The sequence below is a fragment of the Geomobilimonas luticola genome (assembly GCF_018476905.1).
GTDB classification, from domain to species: Bacteria; Desulfobacterota; Desulfuromonadia; order Geobacterales; family Geobacteraceae; genus Geomobilimonas; species Geomobilimonas luticola.
Genome location: NZ_JAHCVK010000001.1, coordinates 811,550 through 825,641, shown reverse-complemented (window position 1 = coordinate 825,641; position 14,092 = coordinate 811,550). Strand labels below are relative to the sequence as shown.

At 63.9% G+C, this 14,092-nt stretch carries 11 protein-coding genes; 6 read left to right on the top strand and 5 right to left on the bottom strand.

Annotated features, from left to right (window positions below):
- The first annotated feature begins 25 nt into the window (after positions 1 to 25).
- Positions 26 to 3,142 carry a PD-(D/E)XK nuclease family protein gene (locus tag KI810_RS03840; protein WP_214174134.1) on the top strand — a complete coding sequence of 1,039 codons (3,117 nt, stop codon included), beginning with the start codon at positions 26 to 28 and terminating at the stop codon, positions 3,140 to 3,142.
- 79 nt (positions 3,143 to 3,221) lie between these two features.
- Positions 3,222 to 3,689, top strand: a complete 468-nt coding sequence (locus KI810_RS03835; protein WP_214174133.1) for a ferritin family protein — start codon at positions 3,222 to 3,224, stop codon at positions 3,687 to 3,689.
- A gap of 94 nt (positions 3,690 to 3,783) precedes the next feature.
- Here the strand turns inward: KI810_RS03835 and KI810_RS03830 are convergent, their stop codons facing one another.
- Both KI810_RS03830 and KI810_RS03825 read right to left on the bottom strand, forming a co-directional pair.
- Complete coding sequence (locus KI810_RS03830) at positions 3,784 to 4,236, bottom strand: FKBP-type peptidyl-prolyl cis-trans isomerase (RefSeq protein WP_214174132.1); 453 nt, start codon at positions 4,234 to 4,236, stop codon at positions 3,784 to 3,786.
- Between the two features lie 125 nt (positions 4,237 to 4,361).
- Positions 4,362 to 4,577: a dodecin gene (locus KI810_RS03825; RefSeq protein ID WP_214174131.1), complete on the bottom strand. Its 216-nt coding sequence runs from the start codon at positions 4,575 to 4,577 to the stop codon at positions 4,362 to 4,364.
- 302 nt (positions 4,578 to 4,879) lie between these two features.
- Here KI810_RS03825 and KI810_RS03820 point away from each other — a divergent pair, with 302 nt between their 5' ends.
- Genes KI810_RS03820 through KI810_RS03810 form a run of 3 tightly spaced genes read left to right on the top strand, consistent with a single transcriptional unit; the run spans position 4,880 to position 9,788 of the window.
- On the top strand, positions 4,880 to 5,401 hold the full coding sequence (locus KI810_RS03820) for an NUDIX hydrolase (RefSeq protein ID WP_214174130.1): 522 nt from the start codon (positions 4,880 to 4,882) through the stop codon (positions 5,399 to 5,401).
- On the top strand, positions 5,398 to 6,318 hold the full coding sequence (locus KI810_RS03815; protein WP_214174129.1) for an RluA family pseudouridine synthase: 921 nt from the start codon (positions 5,398 to 5,400) through the stop codon (positions 6,316 to 6,318). The genes KI810_RS03820 and KI810_RS03815 overlap by 4 nt, the downstream gene beginning before the upstream one ends.
- On the top strand, positions 6,315 to 9,788 hold the full coding sequence (locus KI810_RS03810) for a UvrD-helicase domain-containing protein (protein WP_214174128.1): 3,474 nt from the start codon (positions 6,315 to 6,317) through the stop codon (positions 9,786 to 9,788). The genes KI810_RS03815 and KI810_RS03810 overlap by 4 nt, the downstream gene beginning before the upstream one ends.
- A gap of 262 nt (positions 9,789 to 10,050) precedes the next feature.
- Here the strand turns inward: KI810_RS03810 and KI810_RS03805 are convergent, their stop codons facing one another.
- Complete coding sequence (locus tag KI810_RS03805; protein ID WP_214174127.1) at positions 10,051 to 10,563, bottom strand: BCAM0308 family protein; 513 nt, start codon at positions 10,561 to 10,563, stop codon at positions 10,051 to 10,053.
- Positions 10,564 to 10,646: 83 nt separating this feature from the next.
- Entirely contained in the window at positions 10,647 to 11,324 is a 678-nt protein-coding gene (locus KI810_RS03800; protein ID WP_214174126.1) for a cyclase family protein, read from the bottom strand.
- 169 nt (positions 11,325 to 11,493) lie between these two features.
- Here KI810_RS03800 and KI810_RS03795 point away from each other — a divergent pair, with 169 nt between their 5' ends.
- Positions 11,494 to 13,284, top strand: a complete 1,791-nt coding sequence (locus tag KI810_RS03795; protein ID WP_214174125.1) for a GspE/PulE family protein — start codon at positions 11,494 to 11,496, stop codon at positions 13,282 to 13,284.
- Between the two features lie 104 nt (positions 13,285 to 13,388).
- Here KI810_RS03795 and KI810_RS17660 read toward each other — a convergent pair whose 3' ends face one another.
- Positions 13,389 to 13,919, bottom strand: a complete 531-nt coding sequence (locus tag KI810_RS17660; protein ID WP_246525137.1) for an HVO_A0114 family putative DNA-binding protein — start codon at positions 13,917 to 13,919, stop codon at positions 13,389 to 13,391.
- Positions 13,920 to 14,092: the final 173 nt, after the last annotated feature.

Sequence of the window (14,092 nt, the reverse complement as noted above, 5' to 3'; positions counted from 1 at the left end):
AACCTTCCGTAACTGAAAACAGACCATGACCGACAGACTCCACATATTCCCCTCCACCGCCGCGGTGGAGGCGTTCGACCGCGATGCCCTGGCGGAGAGGGGGATACGGTTCGGGACCCGGGCGCTCACGTTAAAGCGGCTGAGCGAGGAACTGTACGCCGCTGCCGACGACGAACGCCGGCCGATCTCGGCAGTGGGGCGAAAACTCCTTCTGGGGGATGTGGCAACACGGCATTACGCAGACGGCGCCGGCGTGCTGGCCCGGCTGATCGGTTTTCCCGGCTTCGTCACCAGCCTGGACAGCCTGTTCGGCGAACTGAAACAGGCACTCATCACCGCCGATGCCTTTACCGTCACTGTCCGTGCCATGCCGGCTAACGGCCGCCTCACCGAACTTGCCGCACTCTACGGCTTGTACTGCCAGACGATGACGGAACAGGGACTCCTGGACAGCCACGACCAGGAACACCTGGCGCTGGAGGAGCTGCGAAACGGGAAACGTCTCCCTCCCCTGTTCGACGGCATCACCGGGGTGACCGTCCATGCCATCTACGATTTCACCCCCCTCCAGCTTGCCCTCATTGCCGAACTGTCGCGACGCATGCCCGTGACTCTCCACCTCCCCTACAACCCTGACCGGGAGACTCTCTATGCCTATGTGGCCCGGACTGCCGACCGGATCGAGTCGCTTGGCGACAGCGACCTGCTCCTTGAGCCGGTATTCGAGGAGCCACAGGGGAGGTTCCTCTCCCTCCTCCGGTCGGCGGTATTCAGCACCGGAGAGGAGAGGCCGATCGTCCCGCCGGCCAGCCTCTCCCTCATGTCCGCCCCCGGCTCCTACCGTGAATGCGAGGAGATCGGCCGGCGAATCCGCGACCTCATGGAAAAAGGAACCGATCCCGCCTCCATCGCCGTCATCTGTCGTGACCTGCGGAACTACGGCCCGATGCTGGAGGACGTCTGCCGCCGCTTCGCCATCCCGGTCTCCTACCGGCGGGGCGCCCCCCTTGCCACGGCACCGCTGGTGCACGCCTGCCTCGCTCCGCTGACCCTGGTGCAGGCCCGGCTGGGAAGAGAAGAGCTCCTCGCCCTCCTCAAGTCGGGCTATTTCGACCTGGCCTCCCACGGCCTCGACCCGGACCAACTGGAGGAGGTCCTCCTGGACGTCCGCTACCTGGACGAAACCTTCGGGCGACTGGAGGAGCTTCTGGAGAGACGTATCGCCTGGCTGAGCCGCCGACATGCCGCCAACCGGGAGGACCGGGAAACGGAGCGCCGTCTTGCCTCCACCAGGGCAGTCGCGCGGGAGCTTGGGCCACTTATCGGAGAATTGCGCCGTTTCGGCGGAGCCAGGACCTTCGAAGAATTCAGCACCCTGCTGGCGGAATTCATTGACCGCCACCGGCTCTACCGCCGCGCCATCGACGCAGCCGACCCCCGTGCGCTGAAGCGGGACGCCTCGGCCATCACCCTTCTCCAGCAGGTGCTGGCCGATCTGGCACGGGACATTCGCGTCCTCGGCATGGAGGAACGGACCTTCACGCCGGCCGGCTTTCTGGAACTCCTCCCGCAGGGGATGACCGGGGTTTTCCTGGCGGGGGAACGGCAAAGCGGCGTAAGCATCATGAATTTCCACGACGCCCGGGGGCTCCGCTTTCCCCATGTCTTCATCGCCGGCCTCAACGAGGGGATCTGTCCCCCGCGCCACGACGGTCACCCCCTCTTCAAGGACAACGACAAGCTCCCGTTCCAGAAAACAGCCGGAACGCGCCCGTTCCGCACCGCGGTGGAAAAGGGTGAGGAGGAGCCGCTCCTCTTCTACCTCGCCATCGGTTGCGCCGGTGAAACCCTGACCCTTTCCTACAGCTATGTGGACGGGCGGGGAAACGACATGCTCCGTTCGCCCCTCCTGGACGAACTGCTGGCCGCCGTCCCCCTTGCGGAGGTGCGGATCCCCATGAACCGCCTCATTCCCGAACCGGCCGACTGCCGGGAGCGGGAGGAGCTTCTCAACTCCCTCGCCCGCAGCCGCCGGTTCGATGCGGCCCTTGCAGTGCCCGAACTCGCGCCGGCCATCGAGCGCATCGCCGCCACGGCCGCCATCGAAGCGGAACGGGAAGCCTTTTTCAACGCCGAGGAGGTGGCCGTCCGGGCCGCCCTTTCCACCCCCTACACCGGCACCCTGCGTGATCCGGCCATTCAGACCGACCTCCGCGCCTACTATACCTCGTCCCCCGGCAACCGGTTCGCCCCCACCACCCTGGAAGAGTTCGGCTGCTGCCCGTTCCGCTATTTCCTGAAACGGCTCGTCCGCCTCGCTCCGGTGGAAAAGCCGGAGTTGGAGCTGGCGGTAAAGGACGAGGGGAGCCTGGTCCACGAGATACTGCAGAGGTTCTTCGAGGAACGGCAGGAGGGGGGACGCCTTCCCCTGCGGGGCGATACAGCCGACAAAGACGCCATGGCCGCCGCTGCCGCCGAAGTCTTCGCCCGCTGGGAGGCGGAACGGACGACAGGGGAGCCGCTTCTGTGGGAACTGGGGAAGGAAAAGCTCCTCCCGCTCCTGGAGCGGCTGGTGGAACTGGAAGCGGCGGACGACGCGGGACTCGTCCCGACGGCCTGCGAACTTCCCTTCACCGACCTGGAGGTAATCGACCTGGACGGGAGCAGTATTTTCCTCAGGGGGAAGATCGACCGGGTAGACGTCTCCCCCGACGGAGATGTGCGGGTGGTTGACTACAAGCTGGCCGGCAATTCCCAGCGCTACCGCCAACTGATGCAAGAGGAGAACCTGGGGGAGATATCTTTCCAGGTCCCGGTCTACCTCCTTGCCGCCGCAGCGGAACTGGAACGACAGGGGCACGGACCGCTGCGGAAGATGAGCGCCCGCTACTGGCTGCTTCGCAAGGTGGAATCGCTGGAAAGGCCGTTCGGAGGCGGCGAATCTGCAGCTTTTTTCGCCACCGACCCCAGGGAAAGAAGCGCGCTGGGTGACGGAAATTTTCTCAACCGGCTCTGCGCAAAGGTCCGGGCCATGAAACGGGGAGAGTTCCCCGTGACTCCCCGGGAATGCGAGCGGTGCGATTTTGCCAGCGTCTGCCGCTACGTGGCGGTCGGCCTGCGGGACGGAGAGGGGGGAGAATGAGTATACTGTATACAAAGTGCTTGTGCTCATCTTCCCGGTATGTTAAAAGAATCATATCCTTCAAGGGGAGGCTGACACGATGAGCGACGTATGTTATACCTTTGAGGCCGCCGTGGAAATGGCGGTGAAGATGGAAGACGAGGGGTTCAGGCACTACCTGGACGCCATGCGGGTGGTGAAGAACAAGGGCGCCCGGGAAATCCTCCGGGATGCAGCCCTGGACGAGCTGAATCACAAGCACGAACTGGAAAAGGCGCTCGTCGACGGGCAGATGGAGGGGGGAGAAGGGCTCAGCAAGCCGGTACCCACCATGAACCTGGGTTACGTGCTGGCAAAGCAGGAACTGCGCCAGGATTCCGACGCCCGCCAGGCACTGGCCTACGCCATCCACCTGGAAAAGGGAGCCATCGACTTCTACAAGCGGATGGCGACGGGCTGCGCCGGGGCGCCCATGGCGAAACTGTTCGAGCAGCTTCTGGCCGACGAAAGCCGCCACCTCCAGTCCCTGGAGGACATGTACGAAGACCATTTCATGACGGAAAACTGAGACCGACCCGGTCGGCCGTCAGCTGCAGACGCAAGAAGGGGCCACGTTCACCACGTGGCCCCTTTTCGTTTTCCCTGGCCCGCAACGCAGGCTGTCAGCAGATTTCCATCAGTTTCAGGTCGAAGGTCAGGTCCCGCCCCGCCAGGGGGTGGTTGGCATCCAGGGTTACCATGGTGTCGGTCACATTGGTGATGACCACCTGGAAGACATGGCCCCCCTCCTGCTCCACCTCCAGCTGCTGGCCGAGTTCCGGCGTCATGTCCGGGGGGAGGGCCGACCGCTCCACCTCGGCCACCATCTCCTCGACCCGCTCGCCGTAGGCCTGGTCGACCGGGATGACGACCGTCTTGCTGTCTCCCGGAGTCATGCCGACAATTGCATCCTCAAAGCCGGGGATGACCTCACCCGCGCCGATGGTAAATTCCAGGGGGTCCGAGGTGCAGTCGCAATCCCCCTCCCTGCACTCCGATGAATCGAATATCTCGCCGTCCGACAGTTTTCCCGTGTAGTGGACCTTGACCCGGTCCCCCTTCTTTGCCTGTGCCATGGCTCCCGCCTTTCCCGATCGATTTTACCCCAGGCGCGACTATAGCAGAGCGGAAGGGATTATGCCATTATAAACGGACGCCGCAAGCGGCGCGCTGGCGCCAAACACCATAAAAACCGGCCCTGCTACTTCAGCTCGAACGACACCTTGAGCACCACCTGGTACTCGGTAATCGCACCATCCTCCCCCACATGCCCCCGCACATCCTGGACCTCGAACCAGGAAATCTTTTCCAGGGTTTTATGGGCCTTGGCCACCGCCGCTTGAATGGCCGCCTCGATGCTCTCCTTGGCTACGCCGATCACTTCGACCTTCTTGTAGACCCTGCTCGCTCCGTACATAGGTAACCTCCTTCCAGCCAGTGTATTCCTGAACCCGTGAGAACTGAATGCATTGTGGAGCGAATGTACCCGAGAGCCAGCCACTGTAGGCGAAATGGAGCAGAGCCGGCCAAACGGCCGGCGCGGAATGAGCCGTACAGCGGCGGTTCGAAGGAACTCTGAGCGGAACAGTGTGTTCAGTCCTCACAAACTCACGGTATTATTGACAAGTGTACCACCCGTCACCCGCAACTCAACACTTCCCTTCCCCGCCCCCCGGTGATATCTTTATTTTTTGTAGTCCGAAAGGAGAGACTGTCGTCATGGAGACCCGCAACCGCGCCATCCTGTTCCGGGGGCTGGTGGTAAACCTGGAACAGATGGAGGTGAACATAGGCCACAAGGGGTGGCACACCTACCAGATCGTCCGCCACCCGGGTGGGGTCGGCGTGCTGCCGCTTCACGCCGACGGCAGCGTCACCCTGATCCGGCAGTTGCGCCCCGCCGCCAGGGGGAAGCTCCTGGAGGTCCCCGCCGGGAGGCTCGCTCCGGAAGAGGAACCGGCAGTTTGCGGCAGGCGCGAGCTCATGGAGGAAACGGGGCTCACCGCCGGCACCCTGGAACCGCTGGGGATACTCCACTCCTCGCCCGGGGTGTTCGACGAGGTGATCCATCTTTTCCTCGGCCGGGACCTCACCCAGGGAGAAGCGGCACCGGAGGCCTACGAGGATATCGAAACGGTCAGGATCCCCCTTTCCGAAGCGTTAGAGATGGCACGTGACGGCCGGATCAGCGACGGCAAGACCATTGCCGCCCTGTTCCGTGCAGCCGGGAGGGGAGAATGATCCTGACCGCCACCGTAACGGCCGAACAGGCGGGAATGCGCCTGGATGACGCTGCCAAGGCCCTCTTCCCCCAGCTCTCCAAGGGGCAGATCAGGAAGATCATCGACTGGGGAGGATGCACCGTCGCCCAGACCATGGTGCGGGTCGCCTCTAGGACACTCAAGGGGGGTGAGGAGATCATCCTCGGCGTCATGGAACCGGAACGCTACGTGGAACTCACCTACCGGCGGGACGAACTCCTCACGGACGATGGCGAGTACCTGGCGGTCAACAAGGCGGCCGGGCTCAACTGCCAGCGCACCCCCTACCAGCTCAAGGGAACGGTGGAACACGCCGTGACCATGTACCTCAAGGGGGAGGGGAGCGCCGAGCCGGCCCGGGTGATCCACCGCCTCGACCGGGGGACCTCCGGGGTCATGTTCTTCCCGAAGCACAAGCCGGCCGCCACCCACATTTCCTGGCAGCTCAAGGGGGGGCTCGTCACCAAGGTCTACTGGGCGCTGGTGGCCGACCTCCCCGACCAGGATGCCTGGCGGGTCGACGCCCCCGTCGCCAAGATCAGCAAGTTCCGTTACGGGGTCGCCCTGCCGGGAAAGGATTCGAGCACGGAATTCCGGGTCCTGGCCGCCGGGCGGGGCGCCACCCTCCTGGAAGCGCGCCCCATCACCGGCCGGACCCACCAGATCCGGGTCCACCTGACCCATTGCGGCCTCCCCATCGTCGGCGATCTCCCCTACGGCGGCCTTCCCGCGCCGCGCATGATGCTCCATTGCCGTTCCATGTCCTTCATCGCCCGCGACGGCCGCACCGTCGCAGCCACGGCGCCGGTTGACGCGGCCTTTGCCGATTTCTGCGCCGGACACGGGATCGACCTTGCCCCCCTCCTGACCCCGCCGGCGGAGAACGCAACCCCATGACGATGCACTGGTCCGACGCCAAACAGCAGCTCTTCCGTTTCGACACCGACATCGCGGTTTCTGCCGGCGCCGGCTCGGGAAAGACAGCCGCCCTGGTGGAGCTCTACCTCCGCCTGCTCGCCGGCGAGACCTCCCTGGGGGAACCGCTCGCCGTCGACCGGATCGTCGCCATCACCTTCACCGACAAAGCGGCGGCGGAGATGAGGGAGCGGGTCCGGGAGGGAGTCGGGGAGCGCCTGAAGCTGACGGGGGAGCGGCTCTGGAAAGATCGGCAGCGGGAGCTGGCGGCGGCCGGCATCAGCACCTTCCACTCCTTCTGCGCCCGCATTCTGCGTGAGAATCCGGCCGAAGCGGGGGTGGATCCCGCCTTTTCCCTCATGGACGAACTTGAGGCGGGGGCAGAGCTGGAAGCTGCCCTGGACGAAGTGATCGAGGCCGAACTGGCCGCCCGCACCCCTGCCATCCGGCTCCTGCTCGGGAACTTTCCCCTCTCCGGCCACGGCCACGGCAAGGGACTCCGCGAGTACGTGCGGGACCTGCTCCGCCGGGAAGCGACTCTCGCGGCCGCCGACTGGCAGGGGGCGAAATGGCAGGCAGAGGCAGAGGCGCTGTTCGCATCCGACTGCCGGGAACTGGCCGACCTGGCGGGCGAGGTCAGGCGGATTCTCGGCATGAAGGAACTTACCTTCCACCGCTCCCTCGCCCCGCTGCCGACGTTGCATGGGGCAGGCCCCCTCGACCTGTCCGACCCCGGGACCGGCAGACGGCTCCAGGCCATGGCGGATTGTATCGCCGGCAACTGGGGTAAGGAAAAACCGGTCAGGGACAGGCTGTCCGCATGCCTCGTGCAGCTGCAGCTGGCGTACTGGCAGATCCGAAGTGCCCCGGTGGCGGAAGCCCTCCTCGGTCTCACCGGACAGGTCGCCGCCGCCTACGGCCGGCGCAAGGCGCGGCGCGGTGCCCTGGATTTCGACGATCTCCAGACAACATGCCGCGATCTCCTGGCAGGAAACAGCGCCGTCCGGAACGACTACCGGCAGCGATACCGGGTGCTCATGGTGGACGAGTTCCAGGACACCAACCCCCTGCAGAAAGAGTTGGTCGGCCTTCTCTGCGGCCCGGAACAGCGGCTCTTCGTGGTGGGAGACCCGAAACAGTCCATCTACCTCTTCCGCGGGGCGGACGTGGGGGTGTTTCTCCAGACCAGCAGGGAAATACGGGCAACCGGCGGCCAGAACCTCTATTTCCAGGAGTCGTTCCGCTCCCGGGAAGGGATCATCCGTTTCGTCAACAGCCTCTTCGGCCAGGTGATGGGAGGAAGCGGCGCCGACTTCGACCCCTCCTACGGTGACGGCGACATCATGGAACCGAGCCGGCGGGACGGGGACGGCACCCCCTGCGTCGAACTGCTCGCCGGTTCATGCGAGGGGGACGCCGACACCAGAAGGCGCCGGGAAGCGGCCGCCATCGCCCGCCGGATCAGGGAGATTGTCAGCGGTTCGGCCGACATCCATGCCTATGATAAAGACCGCGCCCGGCAGGATTTCACCCCACGCCGTCCCCGTTATGGCGACATCGCCATCCTGTTTCGCCGCTTCAGCAACCTCAAGCTGTTCGAACGGGAACTTCGCCGGGCCGGCATCCCCTACTACGTGGTGAAGGGGCGGGGGTTCTACCGCTGCCAGGAGGTGCTGGACATCCTCAACTTCCTCACCTTCCTGGAGTACGGGAGGAATCTGACCGCCTTGGCCGGTGTCCTCCGCTCCCCCCTCTGCGGGATATCCGATGAAACCCTCTACTGGCTCGCCCGCGCTGATGGCGGCCTCGCCACCTGCCTTACCTGGTTTTGCCCGTCCCCGGTCCCTTTAGGCCCGTTTTCTGGGTCCGGTCCCCGGTCCCCGATTCTAGACCGTATAGCCCCGGCCGACCAGGAACGGCTCGCATCCCTGGCAGCGCTCGTCAACCGGCTTCGTCCCCTCCGCGACCGGCTCACCCTGGCAGAGCTCCTGGAAGAGATCCTCACCGGCAGCGACTTCGCCTCCACCCTCCTCACTACCTTCCAGGGTGACCAGAAGGTGGCCAACCTGCGCAAGCTGATCGAACTGGCCCGCTCCTTCACCCGTCCCGGCGAGATTTCGCTGCGTCGCTTCATCAACCACCTGACCGACCTGGTGGAACGGGAGCCGACCGAGGCGGAAGCGGCCATCGCCGCCGAGGGAGAGGACGTGGTTCGGCTCATGACCATCCACCAGAGCAAGGGACTGGAGTTCCCCCTCGTCTTCGTCCCCGAACTGGGGGCAGGGCAGCCGGGAAACCACGCCGCCGTCCAGCACGACCCCGACCTCGGACTCGGCCTCAAGCTCTCCCTTCCCGGCGGCATCCCGTGCCCCACCCTTGCCTACCGGGCGATAGTCGACCGCCGCAAGGCCAAAGAGGCGGCCGAACTGAAACGGCTCTTCTATGTGGCGGTCACCCGGGCCCGTGACTACCTGATCCTCTCCGGCGAGGGAAGAGGCGAGTGGCGCGGCTGGATCGACGCATTCCGGGCGGGACCGGAGGGGAGCCAGGTGGCAACCGTCGAAGTCGAACAGATGCTGGCGGAGAGCGCCATGCCGCCAGAACCAGCGATCATGGAGCTGGAGCCCCTGCCGCGGGAGCTTCTCGCCTTGGCGGCGGACCGTGCCCTCCACTACGTTCCCCCCCTTCCTTCCGCCATGGTCTTTTCCCCCACCGCGCTGGAGGATTTCGCCCACTGCCCGCGCAAATATTACTACAAGGGGGTGCTCGGCCTCGACGAAGGGCTCTTTGCCCGGCTCCTCGCTCCCCGCCGTACTTCGCGGCAGAAAACACGGGAAGGGATGTCACCCCTGGAACAGGGGAACCTGGCCCATGCCATCCTGGAACGGCTCGATTTCGGCGCGGATGCGGACACCCGGCACCGCCAGTGCCAGCGCCTGGCCGCTTCCCTGTCTTCGGGCGAGGCGGAAGCGGAGGAGGTGGTCGAACAGGTCCTGGCACTCGCCTCCTCTCCCCTCGGGAAAGAACTCGCCACGGCACGGCTCCTGCGTGAGCTCCCCTTCACCCTCCATCTGAAGGGTGCCGCCGACTACTACATCCGTGGCGCCATGGACCTGGTTGCGGTGGGGAACGACCTGGTGACCGTCTACGACTACAAATACATGGCGCGGGACGGAGCGGACCTGGAAGGATACCGTTTCCAGCTCAGCACCTACCTGGTCGCCCTTGGCCGGGCCTTTCCCGGCCGACGGCTCGAAGCGCGGCTGCTGTTCCTCAAGGACAGGGGGAATGAACCGGTGACATGCGATCCGGAGGTCTTCGAGGCGCAGCTTCTGGGACTCATGGACGCCATCCGGGAGAGAAGCGGGGAAAGGGATTTTGCCCTGATGGCGGGGTGCGACGGGAGTCACTGCCCCTTCCGGCAACGGTGTGGCGCGGCAGCATACGGTTAAAGTTCTTCAGGCATGTTCGGGGAATCCGTCGCAGGCTCGGAAGCGAAGGGAAAGCCCGAGCGGCAAGCGGACACCCGCCGAAATCCTGCATTTCGAGCCATGCTGGAAACGGCACCCCATCCCCTTCTGACTGAATTGGTCAGGGTCCGCAGCGTAGGGCCGACCAGAACGGACGAGGCTGCGGCGGATGCCCCAATCCCGGGAGCTCAAAAAGAAAAGGCCCTCCTCCCGGAAGGCCTTTCTTTGCGTCGAAACGACTATGTCACCGCGACCAGCTGACCCGCACGAACTCCTGGTCGTGGCTCCACTGGTAGTGGAGTTCCCCCTTGTGGGCCTTGTAAATCTCCCGCCCCAGCTTCTGGGCCAGCTTGTCCTCCGTGGTGCCGATGGTCATCACGTCCCGCTCCTGCTGGATCTCCATGATCCGTCCGAGGGGGTTCTTGGCCCGGGACTTGGCCTCCACGTGCTTGATGATGTTGAGGATCTCGTCCTCGTGCCGGAGCAGGTACTCGCCGCTCAGGGTGATCACGCCGGCGGGGTTATGGTCCTCCATCCGCTGGCAGGCCGGGCAGACTACCTTGCCTGTGTCGGCTTCCCCCCGGAGCTTGACCAGTTCCGTCTCGTCGATGCACCAACGCTTGTTCCGGTAGAGGGCGCCGCATTTCCGGCAGAGGGCAACCTCCCCGGTGCCTCCCTTGGGGAGATAGACACTGGTGCTCCGGGGTGTCCGCTGCCCCTTCTCGTCGACTCCCAATTTGTTGGACAGACGTGCCATAGGACAACTCCTTTCTCCAGGAAGTCCCTGGTAAGTTCAGTATATCACGTTTCCCCCACCATGACGCAGCGCGGAGGGGAAAATCAGGAAAGGGGCCACCTGCTCGTGTGGGGTTCCAGGGTGGAGGGAGATGCCCGTTCATTGCTCCGGAGGATCGCCCGGACCGGTGCGCCATCGCCGTCTTTGATCTTCAACGGCAGGCAGATCAGTTCGTAATGACCGGCCGCCACCCCGTCCAGGTTCAGCCCTTCCAGCACCACCACGCCGTTACCGAGCAGCAGCCGGTGCACCTCCCCGTCACCGTCGAACCGCTCTATGGAGAGATAGTCGATGCCGACCAGCTTGACCCCCACATCCAGAAGAAAACGGGCACCTTCTGCGGTGAGGTGGGCATACTCCTCGTGGAAGCCGGGGCGCGCCCAGAGGAGGGAGTTGTCGGTCCTGAGGAGTACCCTGTCCTCCCCCTTAACGGGAAAACGGGCCAGCTCCCGACGGCCGATCTCCCGCACGCCGGAGAGCTCGACCACCAGCACCTTCCCCACGAGAAGGGCCAGGGGAACCTGGTCGACGCCCATGCCGTGCTCGCTGTAGTGCCGCATCACATCGAGGTGGGTTCCACAATGGGTGGAGATGGTGAGGCGGGAGACATTGGCGGTATCCCCCCGGCTGACGCGGGTCACCGGTTCAATCGTGACGGGGGGATCACCCGGATAGACGGGGAGATCGGCCGATAGGGGGATGGAAATGTCGTAGATCTTCATGGTCACCTCGTCCCGTTCGTGCTAGGGGTGCGTAGCGTAAAGTATACCAATTCCCGGATAATTTGCGACCCCGGCACGTTAACAGGTGAGGGGTTTCCTAAACTTCTCAATTCTGGTATTCTTCCCGCTGTGCAGCATGCAGTTCAGCCCTACCCACGACGAGGCCCCCATGTCCCACAGGAAAACCCTCACCATCAAGAATGTCGCCCAACTCCTCGGCAAGAAGGGGCTCATCTCCACCGCCCACTACCAGCTCATCCTCGCCAAGGGTGAAGCCCAGTCAACCCGGTTGCAGAGCCACCAGCAGGCGGGCTACTCCCGCCGCTTCCGCCCGGGGACCGACATCCCCTCGCCGGCCGAGGTCATCTCCTCCTTCAACCTGGAGATTCCCAGCGGCAGCGGCAGGATGCTGACCGAAGACATCATCACCGAGGCGATCGCCGAGACGGTCGGGGTCCCCTACGTGAAGATCGACCCCCTCAAGCTCGACCTGGACGTCGTCACCGCCCATATCCCCCGCCCCTTCGCCATCAAGCACCTGATCGTCCCCATAGCCGAGGCGGAAGGGATAGTCACCGTCGCCGTTGCCGACCCGTTCAACACCGACGTCATCAACGACCTGCAGAGTGCCCGCAAGATCGAAATCCGCCAGGTTCTCGCCTCCAAGAGCGACATCATCAAGGTCGTCCGGGAGTTCTTCGGCTTCCGCGCATCGGTGCTGGCCGCCCAGTCCGAACTCGCCGAGGGGATCGACCTGGCGAACATGGAGCAGTTCGTCCGCCTCAAGGGTGACATGGAGGCGGAGGGGAGCGACGCCAACATCGTCAGCGCCGTGGAGTTCCTTCTCCACTACGCCTTCGACCAGCGCGCCAGCGACATCCACATCGAGCCGAAGCGGGAATTCTCCCTCATCCGCCTCAGGGTGGACGGCGTCCTCCACAACATCCACACCATCCCCCGCAAGCTCCATCCCCCCATGGTCTCCCGCATCAAGCTCCTCTCCCGGATGGACCTGGCCGAGAAGCGCCGCCCCCAGGACGGCCGGATCAAGACCGATTCCAAGGGGAAAGAGGTCGAGCTCCGCGTCTCCACCCTGCCGGTCGCCTTCGGCGAAAAGGTGGTCATCCGCATCTTCGACCCGGAGGTCCTGATGCAGGATCTCGACCAGATCGGCTTCTACCCCCGGGAATACCAGCTCTACAACTCCTTCATCCGCCGCCCCAACGGCATCATCCTCGTCACCGGACCCACCGGCAGCGGCAAGACCACCACCCTCTACTCGTCCCTCCGGGCGCTGTCGTCGCCGGACATCAACATCGTCACCGTCGAGGACCCCATCGAGATGGTCATGGAGGAGTTCAACCAGGTGGGGGTGCAGTCGGCCATCGGCGTCAGCTTCGGCACCATCCTGCGCACCATCCTGCGCCAGGACCCGGACATCATCATGGTCGGCGAGATCCGCGACAAGGAAACGGCCGACAGCGCCGTCCAGGCAGCCCTCACCGGCCACCTGGTCCTCTCCACCCTCCATACCAACGACGCCCCGTCCTCCGTCACCCGTCTCCTCGACCTGGGGATCCCGTCCTTTCTCATCTCCTCAACGATCATCGGCATCGTCGCCCAGCGCCTGCTGCGGCGCATCTGCCCCACCTGCAAGACCGAGCGGATGCTCACCGACGAGGAGATCAGCTACCTGCAGCTGGAAAAGAAGGCGTACCGGGTCTACGAGGGGAAGGGGTGCGGCGAGTGCCGGGGGACCGGCTACAAGGGGCGAACGGGGATCTTCGAGGTGCTCGATGTGACCGAGGGGATCAAGGAGGTCATCACCGAGAACATGGACCTGCGGACCCTGCAGAAGGCGGCCCAGGCCGAAGGGCTCACCACCCTGCGCCAGGTGGCTATCCACAAGATGCTGGAAGGGGTCACCACCTACGCCGAGGTGATCGGGATAACGGGGTAGATTTCCTTCCGACAGACAGACGCACACGAAAAAGCCCGCTCATGCAGCGGGCTTTCTTGTTACTGGCAGGTGTGAAACGATGTCGACCGGTTGTTTCTGGACGATCATGCCGCTTTCAGCAGGAAATCCACATGGACGGCGTCGAAGGGGAAAACAATCAGCCCTTCTTCGGTTTTCTGAAATATTCCTGCCTTGAGAAGCGCATGCACATCACCATGCACCCCCTTAACATCCCTCTCCATTCGCCGAGCCGCCTCGCGAATCGTCATTGGCCCGGCCCCCGTCATTATCTTGATGAGTTCCCACCGTTTGCCGGAGATCACCTTGAAAAGAAGTTCGGGCGATTCAAAGCTGATGAATTCCCCTTGCGATTCTTCATCGAACGCACGGAGGAACCTACGGTTGATCTTTTCGCGGGAAGATACTTCCAATGTCACGGTACGCATATCAAGGCCTCCTAGGAGGGTTTTTAGTGCGTCGAAGTTTCGGCAGACCTTAGTGCAACGGTGCGGGCCATGACCCGCCCGCCCGACATCTTCGGGAGGGCGGCATCCATGGACCTGGTTGAGACACATATTGGCTATCAAGATTTCCATCCCGCATCTATTTTTGGCGGGGATATCCAGCCATGCCATTTTTAATGTTTGTTTCCAATGTCACCCTGGCCCAGTCGTTGCCGTTCTGAGCGAGAGACTTCAAGTAGCGATATTCCATAGAATCTTGCCATCCAGCATCGCTTATTGCCGTCGTCTCCACCGTCATCAGGCGTCATCATGAAAAGCACGTCAAGAGATGGCACTTTCAGCGT

Coding starts and splice junctions, on each gene's coding strand:
- KI810_RS03840 (WP_214174134.1), top strand. CDS start 26: ATGACCGACAGACTCCACATATTCCCCTCCACCGCCGCGGTGGAGGCG.
- KI810_RS03835 (WP_214174133.1), top strand. CDS start 3,222: ATGAGCGACGTATGTTATACCTTTGAGGCCGCCGTGGAAATGGCGGTG.
- KI810_RS03830 (WP_214174132.1), bottom strand. CDS start 4,236: ATGGCACAGGCAAAGAAGGGGGACCGGGTCAAGGTCCACTACACGGGA.
- KI810_RS03825 (WP_214174131.1), bottom strand. CDS start 4,577: ATGTACGGAGCGAGCAGGGTCTACAAGAAGGTCGAAGTGATCGGCGTA.
- KI810_RS03820 (WP_214174130.1), top strand. CDS start 4,880: ATGGAGACCCGCAACCGCGCCATCCTGTTCCGGGGGCTGGTGGTAAAC.
- KI810_RS03815 (WP_214174129.1), top strand. CDS start 5,398: ATGATCCTGACCGCCACCGTAACGGCCGAACAGGCGGGAATGCGCCTG.
- KI810_RS03810 (WP_214174128.1), top strand. CDS start 6,315: ATGACGATGCACTGGTCCGACGCCAAACAGCAGCTCTTCCGTTTCGAC.
- KI810_RS03805 (WP_214174127.1), bottom strand. CDS start 10,563: ATGGCACGTCTGTCCAACAAATTGGGAGTCGACGAGAAGGGGCAGCGG.
- KI810_RS03800 (WP_214174126.1), bottom strand. CDS start 11,324: ATGAAGATCTACGACATTTCCATCCCCCTATCGGCCGATCTCCCCGTC.
- KI810_RS03795 (WP_214174125.1), top strand. CDS start 11,494: ATGTCCCACAGGAAAACCCTCACCATCAAGAATGTCGCCCAACTCCTC.
- KI810_RS17660 (WP_246525137.1), bottom strand. CDS start 13,919: ATGGCATGGCTGGATATCCCCGCCAAAAATAGATGCGGGATGGAAATC.